Genomic DNA, 26,046 nt, shown 5'->3' with positions numbered 1-26,046 from the left:
CGCCCCGTTATTTTCCCTTTCCTTCCTGCCGTACCGCTTTCTGTAACGTCTCAATAAACAGCCTCACGCGCGGCGACGTAAAACTTTCCTGCTTATACAAAATATAAGACTTAAAAAGATCCATTTCCCAGTTCGCTAAAACCCGCGTCAGTTTGCCGGCCTTTACCGCTTCCTGAGCAATATAATCGGGCAGATAGGCGATGCCGGTCCGGGCGACAGCGGAATTTACCAGCGCGGTGCTGTTGTTGGCACGAAAGCGGCTGCGGACCTCAATATTGCGCTTTTGCTTATCGCGCCGGAACGGCAGCGCCAGCGTATGAGCCGGGCCGCGAAACAGAACAAAGTCGTGGCGCGGCAAATCCTCAGGTTTTTCAATCGGACTGAAGCGGGCCAGATAGTCAGGCGCCGCATACAGCCCCCAGCTGATATCCCTCAGCGGCTTAAAGTGAGGATGTTCAGGCAGGTCGCGGCGGATAACGATGGCGATATCCACATTATCCTCCACCAGATTTACCGGGCGATCGGTCAGGTCGAGATCGACGCTGACGTGCAGGTTGCTGGCGACAAACTGATTAAGCACCGGCACGATGCACTGGCAGCCAAAGGTCACGGGCGCGACGACGCGCAGGCTGCCGGTCGGCTCTTCATGATACTGACGGATAAACAGGTCGGCGCTTTTCACTTCGCTAAGAATGCGGGCGCAGTAGTGATACCAGGTCATGCCGACCTCGGTGACCACAATTTTGCGGGTGGTGCGCTCAAGCAGTCTGGCGCCAAGCCGGACTTCCAGCGCGGCGATCTCTTTGCTGACCGCCGACTTTGACAGGCCAAGCAGGCTTGCCGCTTCGGTGAAGCTTAACGTCTCCACCACTCTGGCGAAGACGATCATCGCCTGGAGATTTTCCCTGTCGCTCATAGCCGCCCTCGCTGATTTATCTGGCGGATGCGGCCAGTGCGCTGCCGGCAAAGACAAACAGCGTGCCGGTGGATCGATTAAGGATACGCAAACGCGCCGGGCTCGCGAAGAGGGAGGAGAGACGGCGTCCCGCACAGGCGTAAGCGAACATCAGGCTGCAATCCAGTATCGCCCAGGTGATCGCCAGCGCGGCGAACTGCATGGCATGGGGCTGCGCCGCATCGATAAAATTCGGGAAAAGCGCGGCGAAAAAGAGCAGATCTTTAGGATTACTGATCCCCACCATATAGCCTTTACGGAACAGCTTCATCACGCCCGGAGAAGCCTCCGCTGGGCTGGCCTCCAGCGCCGTTTCCGCTGCCGCAGGTGCCCGCCAGGCGCTGATGCCCAGCCAGATAAGATAGGCGGCCCCGACCACTTTCAGCACGGTAAAGACGGTGGTTGACGTGGCCAGAATTGCGCCCAGGCCAAGCGCGGAAGCGGTCATCAGCGTCATGGCGGAGAGCACGCCGCCCAGCACGGTAGCGAACGCGCGGCGATGGCCGTAGCGCAGGCCGTGGGTCATGCTGATCAGCGCGGAAGGGCCGGGAATAGCGATCAGTGCGGCAATAATGCCGGTATAAGCCAGCCAGAGTTGTAGCGTCATGGAGACATTCCTTTGGAATAAAACAGGAAAAGGCGTGACGGCCTCTGGCCCGTAAAATGAGGGCTGTAGCTTAATGGTTGAACAGTAGGTTGTAAATCGTAAAGGCGGGAGAAACCGGTCGCGAGCGTGGGGCAGCAGGGAATATTTACCGGAAAATTTCAGAGCATTGATTTCAACGCGATCTAAAGAATAACCGGCTTAAAAATAAGGGTTAACTTAAGTCAAATCAGGTCTGGAATTATCTTAATTTTCCGGCGAATTTCTTAGCGTTTTCTTATTTATGTCAGTTTATGTTAACTCAGGGGTAATCCTGTGAATGAAAGCCGTTTTATTTAACATCCAGAGCGCATGTTTATATTTTGACATATTGGATCACTGACCGTCATAAAATAACCGGGTTGCGCTGTAAGACGGGAGTACTATAATTGTTGTTTCGCCTGATAATGCAGATTAATAATTGTCGATATTTATTGGCATCAGGAGGTTTTTATCGCTTTTAATCAAAATGACCTGATCGTTGAGCACAGCCAGACCGAATATGAAGGCTGGTATCACGACTATGAAGCGGGACAGGAGATGGCCGTTGAGCCACAGCCGGAGCCTATCCGTGGCCTGCCCGCACCGGACATTCTGACACCTTCCGATCGCTATCAGGAGCTGTTTGAGGCGGTACAGGCCTCGCGGATATTCAGCGACAGCAAAACCTTTGCCGACTGCGCGCCAAAAGCAGAGCCTGAGCATATTCTTTACCGCTATTTTATTCAGCGTGAGCAGGAAGACTTTAACCTGCTGGCCTTTGTGCTGGAAAATTTTGAGCTTCCCCGGGTTCATGACAGTCGCTATGTGTCCGATCCGCAGAAAAGTATGAGCCAGCATATTGACGGACTCTGGCCGGTATTAACCCGCCAGCCGGAAAAGCACTCGGAATTCTCTTCCCTGCTGCCGCTGCCGCAGCCCTATATCGTGCCGGGCGGTCGTTTTGGTGAGGCCTATTATTGGGATTCCTATTTCAGCATGCTCGGCTTCGCCGCCAGCGGTCGTAGCGATCTTCTGCATAATATGGCAGATAATTTTGCCTGGATGATTGATACCTACGGTCATATTCCAAACGGCAACCGCACCTATTATCTGAGCCGCTCGCAGCCGCCGGTGTTTGCCCTGATGGTGGAGCTGTTCGAAAAGGATGGCGTAAATAAGGCGCAGCGTTACCTCAGACACCTTAAACGTGAATATGCGTTCTGGATGGAAGGTGCAGAAGGGCTTTCGCCTGGCGAGGCGTGCCGCCATGTGGTGATGCTGCCGGATGGCGCGGTGCTGAACCGCTACTGGGACGATCGCGACACGCCTCGTGATGAATCCTGGATTGAGGATGTGGAGACCGCCCGCAGCTCGGCGCGTCCGTCGGGCGAGGTGTACCGTGACCTGCGTGCGGGCGCGGCCTCGGGCTGGGACTTCTCGTCACGCTGGCTGAATGAGCCGGGGCGGCTGGAGAGCATCCAGACCACCAGCATTGTACCGATCGATCTGAACGCCTTTCTTTATAAGCTGGAAACGACGATCGCCCGCCTGTCAGCGAGCGGTAACGATCGGGTAACCGCCAGCCAGTTCCAGCAGAAAGCGGTTCGTCGCCGGGAAATCGTCGATAAGTATCTGTGGGATGCGGAAGCCGGCCTTTACCGCGACTATAACTGGCGGGAGCGGGAGAAGGGCGCGTTCTCTGCCGCGTCGGTGACGCCGCTCTATGTGGGTATGGCCAGTCTTGAACAGGCGAATCAGACCGCTGCCGCTATCCGCTCCCACCTGCTGGCGCCCGGCGGCCTGCTCTCTACCGTTGAAGAGACGGGGGAGCAGTGGGACAAGCCGAACGGCTGGGCACCCATGCAGTGGATGGCGATTAAGGGACTTAACAGCTATGGCGAAGAGCTGCTGGCGAAAGAGATCGCCGCCCGCTGGCTGCAGGTGGTCGGTGCCACCTACCATCGTCATCATAAGATGGTGGAGAAGTATAATGTTGCCGGACGGGCGCCGGTGCTGGCCGGAGGCGGCGAGTATCCGCTCCAGGATGGCTTCGGCTGGACCAACGGCGTGACGCGTCGCCTGCTGGCAATGTATCCCGATCTTGCGCCGCAGCGTCAGACCAGCGGGTAAGCAAATCGCCTGACTGAACTGACGTTACCCTGAAGGCGGAAGGTAAACCGCCCATTTTCAGGCTTATTGATGGGGATAGCAGGGCAATCTGCTTAACCAGTCCCGGACGGGCTGTCGCCACGGCGGCAGCCCGTTTTAATGTGCCGCTAACGGGACAGGCGCTACGGCGCTCCGGGCGGGCACCACTTCCCCTATCGCCACGCCGATAACCGTCACTTCCCGCAGCTGATCACCTTGCAGGATGACGTCATCCCCGATCACCAGCCGTTCAGGATTAGCGCTGACGGAAGCCCAGTCATTCCTGCCTCCCCGCTCAATCAGCACCTGGCAGCCAGCCACCGGTGGACGGTAGCGATCGATAATCCGTAAGGTTCCGTTACAGGCGGTCAGATAACAGTCGGCGTTGGTTGGAACAATGTCCGCCAGCTTACCAAACAGAAAAGTCAGCTCGCGGCGGGCGGGGCGGCTGAAGCGGGTTTCGACAGGCGAAACCGCGAAGCCCGCCTCAGGAAATAAGGATGCACCGTTTTTCATTTTTGCGCCTATTCCATTGCTTTAATGGTGAAGGTGACCACGCCGAAAATTTCCAGCTCCGTTTCCCCGCCGGGAATGATGGCGGGCCAGCGATCGTTCATGGCAAGCAGCCGGACGTCCGGCACGAGCTGCAGTTTTTTTACCGTAAACTCGCCATCCACGGCGGCGACCACAATATCGCCGTGGCTGGCCATAATGGATTTGTCCACGATCAGCAGGTCGCCGTCGTTGATCCCGGCACCCGTCATCGATTCGCCGCTCACGCGAATAAAATAGGTGGCCCCAGGCCGCTGGATCAGCAGTTCGTTAAGATCGAGGCGCTGCTCCACGCCGTCCTGAGTAGAGAAGGGCAGGCCGCAGGGGACGCGCTCAAGAAAGAGCGGCAGGCGCATGACCGCGCTGCTTTCTGCTGGTTGAAGAAAGTGCATCGGAAGATTCTCGCAAAAATGACTGTATATAAATACAGTATTCGCATTTGGCAGAATCGACAAGCGCGGGTCCGCTTTTTTTTAAAAAGTGAGGGGATTCAGAACATTTTGGCAGGGCAGCAGGGAGGATGTCTCCCTGACGACGCTGTTTGCCGGGACGCTGTATGGGCAGAGCCGTTAACAGCCTTTTGCAACGGCTATGCCTGGGGCGAATTCATCACGCCATTTTTATAACGGACAATATCTGCCATCACCGCCAGCGCGATCTCCGCCGGGGTTTTACTGCCTATATCCATGCCGATGGGGGCATGAATACGGGCAATCTCCTTATCGCTGAATTCACCATACTCCCGCAGCCGGTCGCACCTTTTTTTACTGTTCCCCGCAGAGCCCATCGCGCCAATATAGAAGGCTGGCGTGTGCATGGCCTCCATCAGGGTAAGATCGTCAATGCGGGGATCGTGCGTCAGCGCCACCACCGCCGAGTGAGCATGGCAGCCTTGCCGTTCGATGTATTTCGCCGGAAAAGTTTGCTGCACGCTGAGGGCCGGGCTCAACAGCGGCGAGAAGTTGTGGATAAATTCAGGCCGGGTCTCCAGCACGATGACTTCAAATCCGAGCGCTTCGGCAAAATTCGCGCAGAAGACCGCCACGCCCGACAAGCCTGCCACAATCAGCCTCGGCGCTGCCGCCAGCGTCAGCACCACCTTTTCGCTGTCGTAGCGGGCAAGCGTGCTGCTGGCATAATCGCAGCGCTCAAGGCTGATGCAGCGATGAGGCAGCCGTAGCTCTTTGCGTAAGGTGACCGTGCCGTTCAGCGCCTCTTCCATCTGCAAAAGGCACGCCTGGCTGTGGGCGTCAGGTGGAAGATATTCAATCAGAATATCCACCACGCCGCCGCACGGCAGCGCCTGGCTCGGGTGGAGCCCGCCTTCACCGTAGCGGATAATCTGGCTGGGCTGACGAAATGCGCCTTCGCCGAGCCGCTGAAGGAAATCCTCCTCCACGCAGCCGCCCGAAAGCGACCCGCAATAGCTTCCGTCGCCATGGATAACCATCATGGTGCCTGGCGGACGGGGCGATGAGCCGAAGGTGCTGAGTACCGTACAGAGCCAGACGGGATCCTGATGGTTCCAGTGCCTCGCCTGGCGTAAGACTTCCCGATCTAAATTTTGCATTGTGTTGCTCCCTGCGTAAAAAATCCGGGTGGCCGTTTACGGCTGAAGGGACGCCAGAGGCAGGCGGCAGAGTGAGGATTCGCGCGGCTAACTCCTGAAGTCAGCCCCTGCCCGATGCCCGCCCGGCGTTGATATCTGACTAAGCGTAGAAGATTTTCGGCGGCAGCACACTTCCTCCGTAAGAGGAAGCGCGTATGGGATGAGGCGTGGGAAATGCTGAGATGACGCCCCTGTGCTTCACTTCCTGCTGTTAACGACCTGGCCCAGCCCCTCTCCTTCCAGCATAACGTCAGGATCGGCAAAGAAGTCGATATTAAAGCAGGTATCTTCACTCAACAGCTCGATGCGGTGCCATTTTTGCGGCGGGCTGATGCCAAAGCTGCCGGCGTTAATGACCAGCTCCAGGTCCGGTGTGGTGGACTCCGCATCCGGGAAGCCGAAATATTTCACCGTGCCCTGCATTACCGAGAGGCGGCCATAAACCCCTTTTTTGGTGTTGTGATGAGTAAATAACGCTTTTGGTGCCGTGTTTTTGTCCCAGAAGGGCGTGGCGCGGGTATGAACAAAATGCGCAGGAATAGTTAAACGGGTCATGATATTTCTCCTGTCAGGAAAATAAGTGAACGCTGATACTTCTGGGAGGGCAGGAGGTGAGGAACCCCTGGCCCCGCTTAGTTTAATTTGCCCTTTTATAAGGGCGTATCTTGCTGATAGCCGCGGCGTAGCCGGCAGGTCAGTCCGTTGCTACGCCGGTATTCCGTTGGCTTCAGCGGGCAAGCTGTTTAAGCAAAGTGAAAGCGGTTTTCATATGATCTTCGCTAACCACAAACGCGCGGAGGAGACCGGCATCATCCATCCCTCTGGCAATAATGCCGGCCCGGGAAACGTCTATATTCCAGCTTAATGCAGGATTGCCCGTGTCTCCCGCCAGATGCAGCGGCATCTCCGGCGTTTTGACTTTACAGAGCATCGCCGGAAGTATCAGCGTTGCCGCTTTGCCGTTCAGGTTTTTACCCAATGTCATTGCGGCCAGCAGAGCAGGCTGAAGATAGGGCAACAGTTTGCCCTGTATCTCCGCACAGTCACCTAACGCGTAGATATCTTTATCAGAGGTGTTCAGGCGGTCATTGACGACAATGCCGAGACGGGTAGTGAGGCCAGCCGACTGTGCCAGTTCAACGTTCGGACGCAGGCCAATGGCGCAGATAACGGCATCGGTAGAGAGGCACTGCCCGTTATCCAGATGGGCGACCAGCCGATCGTTGACGCGCTCAACGCGCTGAATCTGAGTATTGAAGTTCAGTCGTACGCCATCTTTAACCAGCCGGTGTTGCAGGCGTGAACTCACCTCAGGGGGCATCAGCGTTGAGAGAAGGCTGCTACTGCGGTCCACCAGCGTGACCGATTTCCCCGCCCGGTTTAAATCCATCGCCAGCTCAGTGCCAATCAACCCGCCGCCAATCAGCAGGACGTGTTCTGCATTTTGCAGTTCAGCTTCGCAGCGGCAGTATTCCTGCTGGCTGTTCAGGGTATACATTAATTCGTTACCCGGCACCGGAGGCAGAATGGCTTCTGCGCCGGTGGCGAGCACCAGCCTGCCATAGGTAAAGAGGCCCGCACTTGTTTCAACGGTATGGGCCGCGGCATCAATACGTGAAACCCGCGTATTGGGATGCAGCATAATATTATGTTCTTCCGCCCAGTCAGCCGCCGTCTGTCGCGTCAGGTCTTTCGCATACTGGCCCAGCGAGAAGACGTGGCTGATTTCAGGTTTGCTGTACTCATCGCAGCTATCCGCCGCGATGATACGTATGGGCACCTGTTTATCCTGCTGGCGGATGTTTTTCACCAGCTGACGGGCAGCGAAGCCGGAGCCGATAACAACGATATCTGCTGTCATGCTGTTAGCTCTCCAGAGGTTCGAAAACCGCTTTTCCCAGACCGCACTCCGGACAGAGAAAATCTTCCGGGACCGCTTCCCAGGGCGTGCCGGGTTCAACTTCCTGACCGGGTTCCCCTTTCGCCGGGTCATATACCCACTGGCATACCGTACAGATCATGCACTGCCCGACAGGATCGCCCGGATTGCTTATTTCCACCCCGGCCGCTTCTTTGGCTTCCCGGGCGGCTTCAGGCAGCGGACTCAGGGCCCAGGCGCGTGCGATGTCACGGCCATATTCCCGACAGGTTTCCAGCGCGTCGAAATCGGGACGCCATTTGGTTTTGTGCGAGGCGGAAATATCAAAGCCGGCATCCATCAGGCGGGTCTGCAGACGGTCGACAGCGCCCCCCGTCCAGCCGTGAGAACCAAAAGCGGCACCCCGTTTATTTTTAAAACGCAGGCCCGTCAGCTCTTCAATCATCCCGGCTACCTTCGGCATCATGACGTTATTCATGGTTGAGGTACCGGCCAGAATTCCCTTAGAGCAGAAGACGTTAGTGAGCACGTCGTTTTTATCCGCGTTGGAGAGATTAAAGACTTTTACGGCAACGCGCGGGTCGGTCTGGCGGATCCCCTGCGCGATCGCGTCAGCCATCATGCGGGTGTTGTTGCTCATCGTATCGTAGAAGATGGTGATGCGGTCTTCCTGATAGTCGTTTGCCCACTCAAGGTATTTATGAACGATTTGCAGCGGGTTATCTCGCCATACCACACCGTGAGAGGTGGCGATCATCTCTACCGGCACGTTGAAGCCCAGCAGCTCATCGACTTTGGGTTTTACCAGACGGCTGAACGGCGTCAGGATATTAGCGAAGTAGCGCTGGCACTCCTCATAGAGTTCAATCTGGTTCACCTCATCGTTGAACAGGTGTTCATCGCAGTAGTGCTGACCGAACGCGTCGTTAGAGAAGAGGATGGCGTCACCGGTCAGATAAGTCATCATGCTGTCAGGCCAGTGAAGCATTGGGGTTTCGATAAAGATGATGGATTTACCGTTGCCAATATCGATAGTGTCACCGGTTTTCACCACGTTAAAGTTCCATTCAGGATGATGGTGATGGCCGTTTATTGAGTCGATAGCGGCGGCAGTACAGTAGATCGGAATGGTCGGGATGTCGCTCAGCAGTTCGGTAAGTGCCCCGGCGTGATCTTCTTCGGCATGGTTGATGACGATAAAGTCCAGCTTTTCCAGATCGATTGCAGCACGCAGGTTCTGAACGAATTCCCGGCTGAATTTATAATCAACGGTATCAATGATGAAATTTTTACCTTCACGGACCAGATAGCTGTTGTAGCTTGAACCGCGCAGCGTTTTATATTCGGTGCCGTGAAAGTCCCGTACGCTCCAGTCACGCTGGCCAATCCAGGTAACGTTATTTTTTACATGAATATTGCTCATTTTTGCCGCTCCTGCGGTGAGTAGATTAACGCTAACCAGATTGCATTAACCGTGCCATATTTTAATTTATTGATTTATATGGTTTAATTTTAGGGCGGTGCGGTTTTGACACTGTATTTATGGCAACGTTATTGTTAATTTGACAATAAGCAGGAGGAGCAAAACGTTGGTGGCTGCTTACTCACCAGCGGGAAAATGTTCTACTGTGCTATTCTTCAATTTTATCTGGCACGACTGACGGTTACCTCAGTAGTCTGTTTTCGTAAGGGATGATGCGGGCGGGCTTATCAGGTGCTTAACGCGACCTTGTACTGGCATGAAGTGACGGAAATTTAGTGATTTATCAATGAATTATATCATAGATGACAGTATTACCTATAACTCAGAGGATTGTACTCTGACTCATATCCCCACTCAGGAATCGCTGAGCCTCAGCATCTCTTCGGGCCGCCTCTTTGAGCTATTGTTGAAATCTGAAGGGGAGATACTGAACCGGGACGTTTTGCTAACGGAAGTGTGGGACAAATATGGCCTGCGCGGATCGAACAGCAATCTCAACCAGTATCTCAGTATGCTGAGAAGGGCACTTGCCGCTTATGGTTGTGAAAACCTTATCGTCACCATCCCTAAAATTGGCATCCGCCTTAATACTGAGATTAAAATTGAGCAAGTTCCGGGGACGCCAGCATTAGCCTCAGAAGAGGCGCCACATGAGGCTGCGGCGACAGAAAATCATCAACCGCTGCCCGAACCGGAAGCAAAAGCGTCAGGTAACGCGCTCCGCCTGAGCAGCCGGCTTATTTCACTCTTGATGCTGGCTATCCTGCTTGCTGGCGCAGGCGGCTATTTTCTGTTTATCTCGCTCTCCGAACGAGGAATGCCGGCCAGCACAATAGAACTGGCTGGCGGCTGTGAGGTGGTGCTATTAGAAGGCCTTGCTGTAGCAGAACGCCCCTCGTTGGATAAGCAAATTTTGCAGATGCTCCGTGAAAACCATCAGACCTGTGACAGCGCTCACCGTATCTATTTTGGTAATTACACCTCGTTTACGCCGCAGAATTACGGTCGTACTATGCTTTCCTCCTGCAAACTCAACAGCGGTGGACATATTATTTCGTGTGAGAACTTTTATTATCTCGACTGGAGAATGGATTGAAACGGCATACCGGTATTATTCTCGCTTTTGTGCTGACCGCACTGACTGCGCTCTCTATCGGCATTTTCTGGTTTACCCATCGCGCTGAGTCTTATCCGTTCCGCTGTGCGACATACACCCGCTACGATCTCAGTCGCAGCGAGGGAAATAAGCTGGAGTTCGCCGTCACTCAGGATTTGCGTTTCCAGAATAAAAATTCGGGTTACCTGTTAATCAATGGGCAGGTAACCAGCGGAGAGAATATCAGCACCCTCAACAGAAGAATCGTTCTGACGGAGGGAGAAAAAATCGATTACGATACCTACCGCTATCAGATTACTAAAACGATAACGTCTTCTACCGACACTACGCCCGATAACCTATTTAATGCGCTGCTGGCGGAGCTCACGCTTGATCCCGCCTATCTGCAGCTCAATATCGATAAAGTGGATGAAAGCGCCTATCTGATCAGCGGGCCGCTTTCCTATCTTTTTACCTGCCAGCGTTATTAAACACCGATAGTGTGGCTGGTCAAACGCATGTTCACAGGGTGAGCCAGCCGTTACGCTCGCCCTGCCTCCTGCCTCCTGCCTCCTGCCTCCTGCCTCCTGCCTCCTGCCTCCTGCCTCCTGCCGCAGACCCACAAAGCGAGCTCACTACATACGTTATTTAACACGTAATTTCCGGTGAGGTTTTGTTGGGTATTTAATCTAAAAATTAAGTTAAATTCAGATTTTAAAACTAAAAAATACCTTTTTTAAGATTTAAATTGCGCAATGTGGGTAGGAATTGTCTTATGGGTCACATCAGGGAGATGCCCTGAAACTGACAACCTGGAGAATATTTTTATGCCTATGCAAAAAAACGCCTCATGCTTACCCTGACTTCTGCCTTACTGGTCGCGGCTGCTATTCCGGCAGCAAACGCCGTAGATGGAAGCCTGAACGTTGGTAAAAACTTCACAGATTTGACTGTCGGCATGGGGCAGGAGAGTGAAGGCCTTTATATCAACGGCAACTGGATTAAAAATAATGAAAACGGGCGTGAGAAAACGGGTGCTGAAGCCGGACTGAATATGAAAGCGGGCGCGGTCGATGTGAGTGTGGGTATCCAGGCGGATTATGTGAAGGGCGCGGCAGGCAGCAGTGAAGGCGTCGTTTTTCCGGTCGGCGTTGGTGTCACTATTCCCGTTATTTCACAGGTCGGACTTTACGGCAGCATGTATACCGCTCCTCGTCAGATGAGCAATACCTCGAAAAGCTATCTGGATGCGGATGCCGGCGTCAGCTGGAAACCCATTGATCTGGTCATGCTGAAAGCGGGCTATCGCTATATCGGTATGGATGGAAAAGGGACGCGTGAGAATCAGCGTCTGGTGGAAGGACCTTACATCGGTGGGCAGGTTAATTTCTGATCTGTTTTTTCTGGCTGCCAGACAAATGGGCTTCTGGCAGCCAGTCATCTATACCGTCAATTTGCAAACGCAGCTAAATCGGCTTCGGCGTTTTTCTCTTCCTCTTTCGCCTCTTCAAGCTTGCGTTTTTTCTCCGCTATCTTCCGCTGATATTTCTCTATCTTACGCACATTGGCATCTTCAGCGGCTTCATTGTAATCCCGTTGCGCTTCCTGAATATCTTCCTCAATCTCAGCAACCTTACGTTTTTTATTCGCGACATCGCGCGAAGCCCGTTGGTACTGGCGATCGTCAGTGCAGTAAGTGTTTACCTTCTCCTGTGCGAGCTGGAGTCTGGAAATTTCATACGAGTCACCATCGGCTTCTGCTGTGTCGAGCTTCGATGCGATATCTGAGCGTTGCTCAGCGCACGAAGTTGTACTGGCGAAAGTCACCGTAGAGCAGGAAGACAATAAAATAAAAGCAATCGTCCTTAACATCTTTTTTCCTTGATGAATTAATATGAATAAGACCATTGTTTATTGAAGTAATGAATGTACAAATATATACAACAATGCCTCTTGCATTGCCGGCAAACCTGATTCTTAAGATAAACGTATAGCACCATGATATGAATTACTGCCGCATAAATACTCACTATCCGATCGCTCTGGAAAACCCGCACGCCGGCAGCATATCTGATTCGAAAAAAATGCAGCTTGTCTGCTTCGCGGAGTTTATATGCTGGGAAATGCCCGTTTGATAAGCAAAGCGGCCGGATCTAGCTTGTTGAATATGCGTAGCGGATAAAGAAAGTGCAACTTGATGAACCAGCCTGATCTTAATAAGCCTCATCACTTTTTTTCACAAAAAAAGTCAGGTCAGATTAACCCTTGAGCAAAAGCATGCTTTATTAAATCCGTATTAGATCGCAACTGGAGTTTACGCATTGCATTATATTTTTGTGTTGCCACGGTACTCACGCTGCGCTTACGTAATCTTGCGATATCCGTCAGATTGTAACCCATGGCGAAAAGTTTGATAACTTCCCCCTCCGACGGTGATAATATATCATCGCCCGAAGCGGGTAGGGCTTCTTCCGCTATACGTTGTATCTCTGCGGAGTAGAATACCCTCTTGTTAGCTGAAATAACCCAGTGAAATGCCCTAATCAATTCCTGAGTATTATCATGCGCGCTAACAACAGCATTAGCCGGAGCTTGCATCGCTTTTATTAGAGATGAATATCTGTGCTGTGCAGTGAATAAAATGATTTTCATTTCTGGGAATTTCAGATGCAGTTCCTCTGTTTTCTTTATCTCACATAAACCATCCCTGTCTAAACCATAGCTGAAATCAGTGGTTAATATATCTACCGGGTCTGCTTTAAGGCGTATTAACAGGTCATCTCTGTCAGTGGGGTATGTGCAAACGACCCCGGGAGAAAACTCAGCTGTCAGCATTGACTGCATTGCATACACTATAAAGGGGCTTTCTTCAGATATCCCAATTCGTAAGATCCTTTTTTCTCGTAGCATACCGTCTGATAAATCCTTTGATCAGTGATAAACAGGTAAAAGCCGACGTCTGGGTATTTGGCGTTTTTACGCAACTCTAACGTCTGCTTGCTAAATACATTTGGCATGAAATGTGGTTTTAGTCGTTCTTCAACCCTCATGGTGCTGGCGATTTTCAGGGCCGACCGACATGACAGCAATACGGCTTTCCTTCTTTCTGTTTCCAGCACAGTTTAATACGTTCTTTTTAAGCAAAGAGGGGAAAAAGGAATGATAGCATCCGCACCTTTTGTCAGGCTGAACCGGTTACTTAGGAAGTAAGATATCAATCCCGTCGGCTGAGTATAATAATCGGTTCGACAAAAATGTATAGGAGACTCGCTATAGGTATTATTATGACCAGCCTGAAAAAACATATCAGTGCGGGTCTTATCCCGGCAGTTTGCAGTAAATCCAGCAGGATAGTCGTTCCAAAATGACACTAAAAATATTTGCATAGAAACCGGGAGGGCCCTTTTTTACTCAGGAAAAATCTGAAAGCTCTCTTTTTTCTTTGAGAGGGGCAGGGAAAGCAGGTCTATTGTACATGTCTAATTAATGAAAAGTAACGAAACTCAGCAAACGGCAGGGCCGTTGTCGTACAGAGAGAGGGCGATGCAGCTACCATGGGGGAGGGTAAAAATGCGCGGGAATGGGTTACAGGTTTAAGTAATGCAAAATAATTACAGGTATTAACTTCCGGATTTTATTTACTGGTTTTTTATTCTGATATTTAATGAATAAGTAAGATAAAAAACTAAATATATGGTATTTATGTATTTTATTGTCTGTTTTTTCTGGGTTGTGATTTACTTGCATTAAATAAATGTGCCCGGAGGTGTTATTTTTTTAGGTTTTAACATTGAATCCAAAATAGTAGTGTGGGTTTCATTAATGGTCTGTTTTTTAGAAAAAATCGTTATTTTTCGCAGGGTGCAATACGTGATTATAACATCTGATTCAAATTGAGATTGAAAAATTCATTTTTCAGAAAATAGTTATAACACAACCAGGATAACTCTGTTTGCGGCTTTAACGTGCTAATTTCAAGCCTGAAAATAGAATAACAAGCTACTTATTTTCAATTTAGTAGCTTAAAAATCCTCCTTTTGCGTTGTTTGTGGGATTGAGTTTTATATAGGGGGTTTTATTATAGCCGGCCGGGTTAGTGAGGTTCTTCCTCTTCAACCACGTCTGGAGGTGATACAGGCAAAAGGCAATGCACCAGCGGAAAATAAAGAGATTATAACAAACAGGGTTTTTATAAATTTTTTATACTGATCGCTGGCTACGAAGCGTTGCTATGGCGTCAGTGAGATTGAGTTAGCTGATATGTTTAGAGTGACTGAAAATCATGAGCGAATCATCGACGAACTGGTGGGTTTTACGCAGGTGGCAAATCCCGATGAAATATCGAGAGGTAAACGCCGTTATCATCTGACCAAAGACAACACACGTCGGGTCATGTTTATTCTTGATGGCGATTTTTTGCTGAAGCTAAAAGGAGAGAATAAGGTGCTTAATATCCTCTCTGCCCCATCAGTGGTTGGGGTCACGCCCGCGCTGGACGAGCCGCCGATTTATCTTGAAAGAATAGATTATGGAAAAATCAGTTTTATTGACTACGAGTCATTCTGGCGCTTGATATTTGAAAAAGATTTATTTAACGACGCCATGTCAATCCTGTCAGGACAGTATTCTGACTTGATGAATTACATCCGATTGCCGAAGGGAAACTCTCACGAAGAGGTACTTTCTCTGATTGGTCGCTGGAAAACACTACCACCGCATTTAAAAAAAAGGTTTTCTGCACTTTACCTGATTGAGAACAGTTCGCACCTCTCTAAAAGTTCGATTTCCAGGGTGCTAAAAGAGTTGAAAGAGAAAGGAGAACTTGAGCTGGTTAACGGGAAGTTTATCTAGCAGGCAGATTGTTAACAATGGTTTGGGGTGCTAAAGGAAAAAAAGATGGTTCTTAAGGTAGTTTGCATGGATGACGATTATTACTTTAGGCTTGGCATCTCTGAGATTATCGGAGAAACACTAATATCCTGTATTGATATTGAATTTTCTTCAGGTTTTGATAGTGAAACGCTGAAAAATGCGGATGTTATTTTGATTAGCGTTTCCCGATGGCGGATTTTTATGTGTCAGCCTGCTTATCGCTTTCGGAAAAAAGGAAGTGTGTTACTGGTTTTTGTCGACCGTACTGAAAGCATTATTTCGGAACAGTTGCCCGTTTGCTATCAATCTTTAACTGTGATCGATCGTACTGCATCTTTAAAAATAGTCAGAGAAAAAATGGTTAACGCATGGAAGAGTGCCCGTGCGGAACAATCAAAAACTTACAAACCGACAGACTGTATCAGATGCAGCTATGCTCGTATGTCTTTAGTGCAGCTAAGAGTGATAAGTTACCTGAAAAATGGCCATACGGTACGTCAAACAGCTGAATCGCTTGGGTTATCAGTCAAGACAGTTTATGCGCATAAATACAATGTTATGAAGAAGTACGATCTTAAAGGAGACTATGATTTTCATTCTTTACTTAATAATCTTTCCCTGCTGGAACTTTATATGGGAGTAATAAATGACGAGGATATTTAAAGGGTTTTTAAATTAAAGCCAGCATAAAAATCTGGCGTGATGAAATATCAATTTAAAATTAATAAATATCTCCTGCATGCCTGGGCATGTTTGGGTAGATAGTTTTTTATTTTTTTTCATTTTGTAAGAGACATTTATGAATAAAAAACCACCAAAAAACGCCACGCGCTTTTCTATTCCATTTAATGTTGTGACGGGAATTTTATTAGGCATTGCGGTTGTTTTATCTACTTATATTTACAGCAATCCCGTTTCAGCTGCGCCATTGAAAGGTGTACCAGCTTCTTCTTTGACAAGCCATGATCCGGAGGTGGCAGGCCGCTGGCAGCCTATGGATACTCATGCGCATATCATTGTTTATCGTAAAGATGATAACTCGTCACTGTCATCAAAACGTGTTCTTAACGTTTTTATAGACGATCAATATTATACCAGCGTTCTTCCTCAAACCCGCGCGGTAGAGCTGTTTTTATGCCCGGGAAAGAAGTCGGTAAATGTCTCGTTCAGTCAGCTTGATAAGTATCATCATGGGCAGCCAGGCAACGTGGCGGTGGTTTCACCCACGCTGCAATCTGGTGAGCGCTACTATTATCAAGTTTCGTTAAACGGTCAGGGTGTCATAACCACACGCTGGGTGCCAGAAACAATCGCGAAATCCGAGCTGATGGGTCTTAAGCCTCAACAGCGTACGCTGTCGCGTGTGGTCAGAGAGCGCTCTTGCCCTGAAATAACCTATTCGATTGATACCAGTAAGCTTTTCACGTCAAAAAAAAACTCAACGACGTTAAGCGCTGAGGGCAGTAGTGTGCTGGCGGCATTGGTCAGCACGATTGAACGTGAGTTTAGTGAAGTTGATAAGGTAGCTGTTAAAAATACCAGTGACATTAATGAAAAGATCACCATCACGCACCCACTTTCGCAAATGCGGGCTAATAGTGTTGCGACGTGGTTAGTGAACTCCCATTTCCCTTCGCCGGCGTTTAGCGCGCAAGGAAAAGATCTCAAAAATTGCTTTACACATTCTGCCAGTAAGCATGATGAACAGGCCTGTCTTGATTCCAGGAGAAGCGTGAACGTTGAAATTTATGGTGTCAGAAAAAATCTGCGTTTTTCTCATTAATTTTTCCAATTTAATTAATTCTTGTTATTAAGAAGGTTGCCATGCTTAAAATTAATATGCGTAGTGTTAAGGGAATTATTTCTTCTTACACCGTTGATACTAAAACCGATCAGACTACTACTATCAAAATCCCCCATCATGGAGCCGTAAATGTAGAGCTGCTCGATAGCACCACTGGTCATGCACCACAGATGGTGATGACCAAACGCGTCGGTAATAATTTACTTATTGTCATTGGGGGTGATAATTTTGCACATCCTGATATCGTGCTGGAAGACTATTACGATAATAATAATGTCCATCTGATTGGCCTGGGTGAAAACGGCCAATATTATGAATATGTACCGACCTCAGGCGATGTTGCTGAATACCCGCCAGCTTTAGCCGAAGGGCATAGTGGTGAACAGGTACTCGGTGGGGAAGGTTTTGCCGGTGCCGATCCTCTTGCTGCTGGTGATAACAATTTTGGCTGGCTTCCCTTCCTGCTGCTGGGTGGCGCCGCTGCGGCGGGCGGCATCGCGATAGCGGCTTCCCATGGTGGCGGCGGTGGCGATCATCACGCTGCGGCAGGCAAAACTATTTCTATAACCATGAATCCGGTGACTGATGCGGATAATAATGGTCGTCCAGAAATTTCGGGAACTTCAAACAGCCCTGACTCACAGGTCGTTATCCACTTTCCAGACGGCTCAGAAATTACGGCAAAAACCGACAGTCAAGGTAACTGGTCTGCCGAAGCACCGGCATCGGAACCTAACGGTACAATCACCGTTACGGTTACCGACAGTGCAGGTAACAGCGGCAGTATGGACAAAGACTATATCGATACTGTCCCGCCTGAATCTGCCATCGTTAACGTCAATGATAATGAGCAAATAGCGGGTAAAGCTGAGCCAGGCTCAACGGTAATCATCACTGATGGTGATACCGGTGAAACTATTACGGTTGACGTTGATGAAAATGGTGACTGGAGCATCCAGCCCAACCCTGTTAATGAAGGCGACAGCGACGTGAGCGTCGTGGTAGTCGATCCTGCCGGGAATTTATCCCCTCCGACGGATGCTTCGCGCCCCGATACTACTGCGCCAGACAATATTAATTCCGGCATTATTAAAGATTCGATCACCCTGACTGACGATGTCGGTGCCATCACCGGCGAGATCGCCGACGGCAGCGTCACCGACGACGCGCGTCCGACCTTCTCCGGCAAGGCGACGGCGGATATCGATCACGTCAACATTTACGACAACGGCAAGCTGATCGACAGCGTGCCGGTGGATGCGGACGGCAACTGGAGCTGGACCCCGGCGCAGGATATGGCCGACAACTCTGCGCATGAGCTGACGGTGGCGGCAGTCGACGCGGCGGGCAACGAAGGTCCGCAGACGGGCGGTACTGCCGACGGCGGCTGGAGCTTCACCGTTGACACTTCTGCGCCGGATAACCAGACCTCCGGTATCGTGGCTGACTCCATCAGCCTGACTGACGACGTCGGTCCCGTTACCGGCGAAATCGCCGACGGCAGCGTCACCGACGATGCGCGTCCGACCTTCTCCGGTAAGGCAACGGCGGATATCGATCACGTCAATATCTATGACAACGGCGAACTGGCCGGCACGGCGCCGGTGGACGCGGACGGCAACTGGAGCTGGACCCCGGCGCAGGATCTGGCGGACGGTTCAGTGCATGAGCTGACGGTGGCGGCGGTTGACGCGGCGGGCAATGAAGGTCCGGCGGTGAGCGGCACGGCAGACGACGGCTGGAGTTTCACCATTGACACTTCTGCGCCGGACAACCAGACCTCCGGTATCGTGGCTGATTCGATCACCCTGACTGACGATGTGGGCGCCATCACCGGCGAGATCGCCGACGGCAGCGTCACCGACGATGCGCGTCCGACCTTCTCCGGTAAGGCAACGGCAGATATTGACCACGTCAACATTTACGACAACGGTAAGCTGATCGACAGCGTGCCGGTGGACGCGGACGGCAACTGGAGCTGGACCCCGGCGCAGGATCTGGCCGACGGCTCGGCGCATGACCTGAGCGCAGCAGCCGTCGATGTCGCAGGTAACGAAGGTGCGAAGACGGATGGCTGGAGCTTTACCGTGGACACCAGCACGGTAGCCCCGGAGATCACTGTCAATACCGAAGAGGAGCTGGCGGGTAACGCCGAGCCGGGCGCGGTGATTGTGATCACCGATCCGGCGGATGGCAGCAAAACCGAAACGGTGGCGGACGCCGACGGACACTGGAGCATTAAGCCGAACCCGGCAGGCGTGGGCGACAACGATGTGGTGGTGGAAGCCACTGATGAGGCGGGCAACAGCAGCACCATCATCATTGACGGCCCGGCAGACAGCACGCCGCCGGATAACCAGACCTCCGGTATCGTGGCTGACTCCATCAGCCTGACTGACGACGTCGGTCCCGTTACCGGCGAAATCGCCGACGGCAGCGTCACCGACGATGCGCGTCCGACCTTCTCCGGTAAGGCAACGGCGGATATCGATCACGTCAATATCTATGACAACGGCGAACTGGCCGGCACGGCGCCGGTGGACGCGGATGGCAACTGGAGCTGGACGCCGGCGCAGGATCTGGCCGACGGTTCAGTGCATGAGCTGACCGTCACGGCGGTTGACGCGGCGGGCAACGAAGGTCCGGCGGCCAGCGGTACTGCCGACGGCGGCTGGAGCTTCACCGTCGACACCTCTGTCCCGGATAACCAGACTTCCGGCATTATCGTTGATGACATCAGCCTGACTGATGACGTTGGTCCTGTTACCGGCGAAATCGCCGACGGCGGCGTCACCGACGACACGCGGCCGACCTTCTCGGGCAGCGCGACGGCGGACATCGATCACGTCAACATCTACGACAACGGCGAACTGGCCGGCAGCGCGGTGGTGGATGCGGACGGCAAGTGGAGCTGGACGCCGGAGCAGGATCTGGCCGACGGTTCGGTGCATGAACTGACGGTGGCGGCGGTCGATGCGGCAGGTAACGAAGGTCCGCAGGTGAGCGGCACGGCAGATGATGGCTGGAGCTTCACCGTTGACACTTCTGCGCCGGACAACCAGACCTCCGGTATCGTGACTGACTCGATCACCCTGACCGATGATGTTGGTCCGGTGCAGGGCGTGATCGCCGACGGTAGCGTCACCGACGATGCGCGTCCGACCTATGCAGGAACCGCAACCCAAGATATCGATCACGTCAACATTTACGATGACGGCACGCTGATCGGCAGCGCTGCGGTGGATGCGGACGGCAACTGGAGCTGGACGCCGGAAAGTGCGCTGGCGAGCGGGGCGCACGCCCTGACGGTGGCGGCAGTGGACGCGGCGGGTAACGAAGGTCCGCAGGTGAGCGGTACGGCGGACGCGGCATGGGACTTCAGCGTCCTGACCAGCGCCCCGGCACAGCCGTCGATTGAAAACGTGGTGGATGACTATAGCCAGGGCGAGGATGCGGACACCGGCTTCCTGCAGAAGGGGCAGTCCACCAACGACAGTACGCTGACGGTGAACGGTAACGCGGGCGCGGGCCTGACGGTAGTAGTGTGGGCCACGGACGCCGCGGGCAATAAGGTAAGCGTGGGCGAAGGCGTGGCGGACAGCGAAGGCCGCTGGAGCATCACCACGTCGGCGCTGGGAGAAGACGGCAGCTACAGTCTGACGGCGACTGCGGTGAACGCGGCAGGCGTCTCCTCAGCGGAAACCGGCGCGTTTAATGTGGTGCTGGATACGCTGGTCCCGGAAGCGGCAGAAGCGACGCTGATGGATGCACAGGGTGAAGTGCAGGGCGAAGTGGCGGACGGCGGCGTGACCGACGACCGTTCACCGGTGCTGAAGGGCACCGCTGAAGCGGGTGCCACGGTTGCGGTTTACCTGGACGGCAGCAGCACGGCGGTGGGCAGCACGGTGGCGGGCGCAGACGGCAGCTGGACGCTGGCGCTGGGCACGCTGGCGGACGGCGAACACAGCTGGCAGGTGAAAGTCACTGACGCGGCGGGCAACGAAACGCGTGGCGAAAGTTCAGCCTTCACGCTGGACAGCAGCAGCGTGGCGCTGACGATAGACCAGGCGAACGACAATGTGGGCAGCGTGACCGGCGCGGTGCTGAACGGCGGTCTGACCGACGACAGCACGCCGGAACTGCAGGGAACTGCGCAGGCAGGCGCGGTGGTGACCATCCGCGATGCGGCGGGTGAGGTGCTGGGCAGCAGCACGGCGGACAGCAGCGGTATCTGGCGCTTCGCGGTGGCAGAGCTGGCGGACGGCGAGCACAGCTTCACGGCGGAAGTGACCAACGCGGCGGGCAACCGCAGCGAGGCGACCTTCACTCTGACAGTGGATGCGACTGCACCGATCCTGCCGGTTATTACCGGCATGACTGATGACGTAGGCACCGTTCAGGATACGCTTACGGTCAGCGGCGGTGTAACTGACGATCCGGCACCAACCTTTACCGGTACGGCAGAGGCTGGGTCACTGGTCACGCTGTATGACGGCGATACCACCGTACTGGGCAGCGTTCGTGCGGATGCCGCAGGCAGCTGGAGCTATACCCCAACCACCAATCTGGTGGACGGCGAACATAGCATCAGCGTCACCAGTACCGATGCGGCAGGTAATGTTTCCGCGCCGAGCGCCGACTGGTCGTTCACGCTGGATACCAGCACGATCGCGCCAGAGATCACCACCAACACCGAGGATGAACTGGCGGGTAACGCCGAGCCGGGCGCAGTGATTGTGATCACCGATCCGGCGGATGGCAGTAAAACCGAAACGGTGGCGGATGCCGACGGGCACTGGAGCATTCAGCCTAATCCGGTGGATGTGGGCGCTGAGGATGTGGTGGTGGAAGCCACCGATGAGGCGGGCAACAGTAACAGTATCGTTATTGATGGCCCGGCTGACAGCACGCCTCCGGACAACCAGACCTCCGGTATCGTGGTGGATTCGATCACCCTGACCGACGATGTCGGCGCGGTGACCGGTGAGATCGCTGACGGCAGCGTCACCGACGACACCCGTCCGGTTTACGCCGGTAAGGCGACGGCGGATATCGATCACGTCAATATCTATGACAACGGCGAGCTGGCCGGCACGGCGCCGGTGGACGCGGACGGCAACTGGAGCTGGACCCCGGCGCAGGATCTGACCGACGGTTCGGTACATGAGCTGACGGTGGCGGCGGTTGACGCTGCGGGCAACGAAGGCCCGCAGGTGAGCGGCACGGCGGACGACGGCTGGAGCTTCACCATTGACACCTCCACCCCGGATAACCAGACCTCCGGTATCGTGGCTGATTCGATCACCCTGACTGACGATATCGGCGCCATCACTGGCAAGATCGCCGACGGCGGCGTTACCGACGACGCGCGTCCGACCTTCTCCGGTAAGGCGACGGCGGATATCGATCACGTCAATATCTATGACAACGGTGAACTGGCCGGCACGGCGCCGGTGGACGCGGACGGCAACTGGAGCTGGACCCCGGCGCAGGATCTGGCGGACGGTTCGGTACATGAGCTGACGGTGGCGGCGGTTGACGCGGCAGGTAACGAAGGTCCGAAGGTGAGCGGCACGGCGGACGCTGGCTGGAGCTTTACCATTGACACCAGCACCAATGCACCTGCCATTACCGTCAACACCGAGGATGAACTGGCGGGTAACGCCGAGCCGGGCGCGGTGATTGTGATCACCGATCCGGCAGATGGCAGCAAAACCGAAACGGTGGCGGATGCCGACGGGCACTGGAGCATTCAGCCTAATCCGGTGGATGTGGGCGCTGAGGATGTGGTGGTGGAAGCCATCGATGAGGCGGGCAACAGTAACAGTATCGTTATTGATGGCCCGGCTGACAGCACGCCTCCGGACAACCAGACCTCCGGTATCGTGGTGGATTCGATCACCCTGACCGACGACGTGGGCGCGGTGACCGGCGAGATCGCTGACGGCAGCGTCACCGACGACACCCGTCCGGTTTACGCCGGTAAGGCGACGGCGGATATCGATCACGTCAATATCTATGACAACGGCGAACTGGCCGGCACGGCGCCGGTGGACGCGGATGGCAACTGGAGCTGGACGCCGGCGCAGGATCTGGCCGACGGTTCGGTACATGAGCTGACGGTGGCGGCGGTTGACGCGGCAGGTAACGAAGGTCCGCAGGTGAGCGGCACGGCGGATGACGGCTGGAGCTTTACCATTGACACCTCCATCCCGGACAACCAGACCTCAGGTATCGTGGTGGATTCGATCACCCTGACCGACGATGTCGGCGCGGTGACCGGTGAGATCGCCGACGGCAGCGTCACCGACGACACCCGTCCGGTTTACGCCGGTAAGGCGACGGCGGATATCGATCACGTCAACATCTATGACAACGGCGAACTGGCTGGCACGGCGCCGGTGGACGCGGACGGCAACTGGAGCTGGACCCCGGCGCAGGATCTGGCGGACGGTTCGGTACATGAGCTGACAGTGGCGGCGGTTGACGCGGCGGGCAATGAAGGTCCGCAGGTGAGCGGCACGGCGGATGACGGCTGGAGCTTCACCATTGACACCTCCGTCCCGGACAACCAGACCTCAGGTATCGTGGTGGATTCGATCACCCTGACCGACGACGTGGGCGCGGTGATCGGCGAGATCGCTGACGGCAGCGTCACCGACGACACCCGTCCGGTTTACGCCGGTAAGGCGACGGCGGATATCGATCACGTCAACATCTATGACAACGGCGAGCTGGCCGGCACGGCGCCGGTGGACGCGGACGGCAACTGGAGCTGGACCCCGGCGCAGGATCTGGCGGACGGTTCGGTACATGAGCTGACGGTGGCGGCGGTCGATGCGGCAGGTAACGAAGGCCCGCAGGTGAGCGGCACGGCGGACGACGGCTGGAGCTTCACCATTGACACCTCTGCACCGGGTGACAACGCCTTCACGGAAGGCAGTATCAGCCTGACGGACGACGTTGGACCAGTACAGGGTATCATCGCGGACGGCGCGACCACGGATGACGCGCGGCCAACTTACAGCGGCAGCGTGAGCGCGGAAGGCCTGACGGACGGTGTGGTCAGCGTCAATATCTATGACGCCGGACAGCTGGTTGGCAGCGCGGCGGTGGATGCGGACGGCAACTGGAGCTGGACGCCGGAAAGCGCGGTGACAAGCGGGGCGCATGCCCTGACGGTGGCGGCGGTCGACGCGGCGGGCAACGAAGGTCCGCAGGTGAGCGGCACGGCGGACGGGGCGTGGGACTTCAGCGTCCTGACCAGCGCCCCGGGGCAGCCGGCAATTGAAAACGTGGTGGATGACTACAGCCAGGGCGAGGATGCGGATACCGGCTTCCTGCAGAAAGGGCAGTCCACCAACGACAGCACGCCGACGGTGAACGGAACCGCAGGCGCGGGCCTGACGGTGGTGGTCTGGGCGACGGACGCCGAAGGTAACAGGGTGAACGTGGGCGAAGGCGTGGCGGACAGCGAGGGTCGCTGGAGTATCACCACGACGGCGCTGGGCGCAGACGGCAGCTACAGCCTGACGGCAACGGCGGTGAACGCGGCAGGCGTCTCCTCAGCGGAAACGGGCGCGTTTAACGTGGTGCTGGATACGGCGGCTCCGGCGGCGGCAGAAGCGTCACTGATGGATGCGCAGGGCGAAGTGCAGGGCACGGTGGCGGACGGCGGCGTGACCGACGACCGTTCACCGGTGCTGAAGGGCACGGCGGAAGCGGGCGCGACCGTGGCGGTTTACCTGGACGGCAGCAGCACGGCGGTGGGCAGCACGGTGGCGGGCGCAGACGGCAGCTGGACGCTGGCGCTGGGCACGCTGGCGGACGGTGAGCACAGCTGGCAGGTGAAGGTAACGGACGCGGCGGGCAACGAAACGCGCGGCGAAAGTTCAGCCTTCACGCTGGACAGCAGCAGCGTGGCGCTGACGATTGACCAGGCGAACGATGACGTGGGCAGCGTGACCGGCGCGGTACTGAACGGCGGTCTGACCGACGACAGCACGCCGGAGCTGCAGGGCACGGCGCTGGCCGGCGCGGTGGTGACCATCCGCGATGCGGCGGGTGTGGTGCTGGGCAGCAGTACGGCGGACAGCAGCGGCGCATGGCGTTTTGCGGTGGCGGAGCTGGCGGACGGCGAGCACAGCTTCACGGCGGAAGTGATCAACGCGGCGGGCAACAGCAGCGAGGCCACCTTCACCCTGACGGTCGATACTACGCCGCCTGAGCCGGTGATTATTCAGTCACTGGAAGATGATGTCGGCACAATACAGTTCACCTCACCGGTGGCAGGTAATGTCACGGACGATCCGGCACCGACCTTTACCGGTACGGCGGAAGCGGGATCGCTGGTCACGCTGTATGACAATGGTCTTCTGCTGGCAACGATCACTGCAGATGTGGAGGGTAACTGGAGCTACACCCCGACCACTAACCTGTTGGAAGGCACGCACAGCATTACTGCAACGGCGACTGATGCGGCAGGTAACGTGAGCGAAATCAGCAATAGCTGGAATTTCATTCTGGACATCACTGCGCCTAACGTTGGTATTTCAGGCAATGCTGAAGAGTCACTGAGCGGCGTTACTGAACCCGGCGTGGAGATTGTCGTCATTGATAATAATGGCACTGAATATCGCACCGTAGCCGATCAGCAGGGTAAATGGATTATTGCACCTAACCCTATTGCTGCCGGTGAGTCAGGCGAGATCTATGCTATCGACCCGGCGGGTAATCAGGGCGAGCCTGTTGCGTTCCAGGGCTCGGCGCTGGCCAGCTATGACCTTCTGAATGAAAGCGCGCAGGTGAACACCACCACCGCAGGCGATCAGCTTAACCCGGCAACCACCCGACTGGCCGATGGCCGCATCGTGGTGGTATGGCAGGGAACTGATATCTCCGGTACCAGCGCTATGGGTACCGAGGTCTACATGCAGCTTTATGAGGCCGATGGTCTGCACAAAATCGGCACCGAGCAGCAGGTGAACCAGCGTACTGCCAACAACCAGGACAGCGCGCAGGTG

Annotated in this window: 18 protein-coding genes; 8 read left to right on the top strand and 10 right to left on the bottom strand. The window is 54.5% G+C overall.

Going from position 1 to position 26,046, the window contains the following annotated elements; all coding sequences use genetic code 11:
* Positions 1–7: 7 nt before the first annotated feature.
* Both AAH446_RS18495 and AAH446_RS18490 read right to left on the bottom strand, forming a co-directional pair.
* Entirely contained in the window at positions 8–916 is a 909-nt protein-coding gene (locus AAH446_RS18495; protein WP_342908146.1) for a LysR family transcriptional regulator, read from the bottom strand.
* Positions 917–932: 16 nt separating this feature from the next.
* The gene (locus AAH446_RS18490; protein WP_342908145.1) at positions 933–1,562 is read right to left on the bottom strand and encodes a LysE family translocator; all 630 of its coding nucleotides are present in this window, start codon (positions 1,560–1,562) and stop codon (positions 933–935) included.
* Positions 1,563–2,051: 489 nt separating this feature from the next.
* On the opposite strand from AAH446_RS18490, the gene treF reads away from it, so the two are divergent.
* Positions 2,052–3,710, top strand: coding sequence for an alpha,alpha-trehalase TreF (gene treF, locus AAH446_RS18485; protein ID WP_463322838.1), 1,659 nt, complete (start codon positions 2,052–2,054; stop codon positions 3,708–3,710).
* A 135-nt stretch (positions 3,711–3,845) separates the two neighbouring features.
* On the opposite strand, the gene AAH446_RS18480 is transcribed toward treF, so the two are convergent.
* The 6 genes from AAH446_RS18480 to norV form a co-directional block, all read right to left on the bottom strand.
* Positions 3,846–4,244 carry a hypothetical protein gene (locus AAH446_RS18480; protein WP_342908144.1) on the bottom strand — a complete coding sequence of 133 codons (399 nt, stop codon included), beginning with the start codon at positions 4,242–4,244 and terminating at the stop codon, positions 3,846–3,848.
* An 8-nt stretch (positions 4,245–4,252) separates the two neighbouring features.
* Positions 4,253–4,672 (bottom strand): translesion error-prone DNA polymerase V autoproteolytic subunit, encoded by a 420-nt coding sequence (umuD, locus tag AAH446_RS18475; protein ID WP_342908143.1) that lies wholly within the window; start codon positions 4,670–4,672, stop codon positions 4,253–4,255.
* Positions 4,673–4,869: 197 nt separating this feature from the next.
* A complete protein-coding gene (locus AAH446_RS18470) occupies positions 4,870–5,850 on the bottom strand; it encodes an XdhC family protein (RefSeq protein WP_342908142.1) in 981 nt (326 codons plus the stop codon).
* 237 nt (positions 5,851–6,087) lie between these two features.
* Positions 6,088–6,444: a TehB family protein gene (locus tag AAH446_RS18465; RefSeq protein WP_342908141.1), complete on the bottom strand. Its 357-nt coding sequence runs from the start codon at positions 6,442–6,444 to the stop codon at positions 6,088–6,090.
* Between the two features lie 172 nt (positions 6,445–6,616).
* Positions 6,617–7,750: an NADH:flavorubredoxin reductase NorW gene (norW, locus tag AAH446_RS18460; RefSeq protein ID WP_342908140.1), complete on the bottom strand. Its 1,134-nt coding sequence runs from the start codon at positions 7,748–7,750 to the stop codon at positions 6,617–6,619.
* A 4-nt stretch (positions 7,751–7,754) separates the two neighbouring features.
* A complete protein-coding gene (gene norV, locus AAH446_RS18455) occupies positions 7,755–9,191 on the bottom strand; it encodes an anaerobic nitric oxide reductase flavorubredoxin (protein ID WP_342908139.1) in 1,437 nt (478 codons plus the stop codon).
* Between the two features lie 346 nt (positions 9,192–9,537).
* Between norV and AAH446_RS18450 the strand changes: the two genes are divergently transcribed.
* From AAH446_RS18450 to AAH446_RS18440, 3 genes are all read left to right on the top strand, one after another.
* A complete protein-coding gene (locus AAH446_RS18450) occupies positions 9,538–10,347 on the top strand; it encodes a winged helix-turn-helix domain-containing protein (protein WP_342908138.1) in 810 nt (269 codons plus the stop codon).
* Positions 10,344–10,838 (top strand): FidL-like protein, encoded by a 495-nt coding sequence (locus tag AAH446_RS18445; protein WP_342908137.1) that lies wholly within the window; start codon positions 10,344–10,346, stop codon positions 10,836–10,838. Before AAH446_RS18450 ends, AAH446_RS18445 begins: the two co-directional genes overlap by 4 nt.
* Positions 10,839–11,197: 359 nt before the next feature.
* Positions 11,198–11,740: a YfaZ family outer membrane protein gene (locus AAH446_RS18440; RefSeq protein WP_342908136.1), complete on the top strand. Its 543-nt coding sequence runs from the start codon at positions 11,198–11,200 to the stop codon at positions 11,738–11,740.
* Between the two features lie 56 nt (positions 11,741–11,796).
* Here the strand turns inward: AAH446_RS18440 and AAH446_RS18435 are convergent, their stop codons facing one another.
* Entirely contained in the window at positions 11,797–12,219 is a 423-nt protein-coding gene (locus AAH446_RS18435; RefSeq protein ID WP_342908135.1) for a DUF1090 family protein, read from the bottom strand.
* Between the two features lie 381 nt (positions 12,220–12,600).
* Entirely contained in the window at positions 12,601–13,257 is a 657-nt protein-coding gene (locus tag AAH446_RS18430) for a response regulator transcription factor (protein WP_342908134.1), read from the bottom strand.
* A gap of 1,350 nt (positions 13,258–14,607) precedes the next feature.
* Between AAH446_RS18430 and AAH446_RS18425 the strand changes: the two genes are divergently transcribed.
* The 4 genes from AAH446_RS18425 to AAH446_RS18410 all read left to right on the top strand — a co-directional run.
* Positions 14,608–15,198, top strand: coding sequence for a transcriptional regulator (locus AAH446_RS18425; protein WP_342908133.1), 591 nt, complete (start codon positions 14,608–14,610; stop codon positions 15,196–15,198).
* 66 nt (positions 15,199–15,264) lie between these two features.
* Positions 15,265–15,882 carry a helix-turn-helix transcriptional regulator gene (locus AAH446_RS18420; RefSeq protein WP_342908132.1) on the top strand — a complete coding sequence of 206 codons (618 nt, stop codon included), beginning with the start codon at positions 15,265–15,267 and terminating at the stop codon, positions 15,880–15,882.
* A gap of 136 nt (positions 15,883–16,018) precedes the next feature.
* Positions 16,019–17,002, top strand: coding sequence for an OmpA family protein (locus tag AAH446_RS18415; protein WP_342908131.1), 984 nt, complete (start codon positions 16,019–16,021; stop codon positions 17,000–17,002).
* Positions 17,003–17,043: 41 nt separating this feature from the next.
* A partial coding sequence (locus AAH446_RS18410) for an Ig-like domain-containing protein (RefSeq protein WP_342908130.1) occupies positions 17,044–26,046 on the top strand: 9,003 nt, incomplete at its 3' end.

Source organism: Erwinia psychrophila, from assembly GCF_039023475.1.
In the GTDB taxonomy this organism is placed as follows: domain Bacteria; phylum Pseudomonadota; class Gammaproteobacteria; order Enterobacterales; family Enterobacteriaceae; genus Erwinia.
Note: the sequence above shows the minus strand (reverse complement) of the source record. Positions and strands in the feature narration are given on the sequence as shown.

Excerpts from the sequence above, each read along its gene's own strand:
- AAH446_RS18465 (WP_342908141.1), bottom strand. The coding sequence starts at position 6,444 with ATGACCCGTTTAACTATTCCTGCGCATTTTGTTCATACCCGCGCCACG.
- AAH446_RS18470 (WP_342908142.1), bottom strand. The coding sequence starts at position 5,850 with ATGCAAAATTTAGATCGGGAAGTCTTACGCCAGGCGAGGCACTGGAAC.
- AAH446_RS18420 (WP_342908132.1), top strand. The coding sequence starts at position 15,265 with ATGGATGACGATTATTACTTTAGGCTTGGCATCTCTGAGATTATCGGA.
- AAH446_RS18440 (WP_342908136.1), top strand. The coding sequence starts at position 11,198 with ATGCTTACCCTGACTTCTGCCTTACTGGTCGCGGCTGCTATTCCGGCA.
- AAH446_RS18480 (WP_342908144.1), bottom strand. The coding sequence starts at position 4,244 with ATGAAAAACGGTGCATCCTTATTTCCTGAGGCGGGCTTCGCGGTTTCG.
- AAH446_RS18425 (WP_342908133.1), top strand. The coding sequence starts at position 14,608 with ATGTTTAGAGTGACTGAAAATCATGAGCGAATCATCGACGAACTGGTG.
- AAH446_RS18435 (WP_342908135.1), bottom strand. The coding sequence starts at position 12,219 with ATGTTAAGGACGATTGCTTTTATTTTATTGTCTTCCTGCTCTACGGTG.
- AAH446_RS18490 (WP_342908145.1), bottom strand. The coding sequence starts at position 1,562 with ATGACGCTACAACTCTGGCTGGCTTATACCGGCATTATTGCCGCACTG.
- AAH446_RS18415 (WP_342908131.1), top strand. The coding sequence starts at position 16,019 with ATGAATAAAAAACCACCAAAAAACGCCACGCGCTTTTCTATTCCATTT.
- norV (WP_342908139.1), bottom strand. The coding sequence starts at position 9,191 with ATGAGCAATATTCATGTAAAAAATAACGTTACCTGGATTGGCCAGCGT.
- AAH446_RS18450 (WP_342908138.1), top strand. The coding sequence starts at position 9,538 with ATGAATTATATCATAGATGACAGTATTACCTATAACTCAGAGGATTGT.
- AAH446_RS18430 (WP_342908134.1), bottom strand. The coding sequence starts at position 13,257 with ATGCTACGAGAAAAAAGGATCTTACGAATTGGGATATCTGAAGAAAGC.
- umuD (WP_342908143.1), bottom strand. The coding sequence starts at position 4,672 with ATGCACTTTCTTCAACCAGCAGAAAGCAGCGCGGTCATGCGCCTGCCG.
- AAH446_RS18495 (WP_342908146.1), bottom strand. The coding sequence starts at position 916 with ATGAGCGACAGGGAAAATCTCCAGGCGATGATCGTCTTCGCCAGAGTG.
- norW (WP_342908140.1), bottom strand. The coding sequence starts at position 7,750 with ATGACAGCAGATATCGTTGTTATCGGCTCCGGCTTCGCTGCCCGTCAG.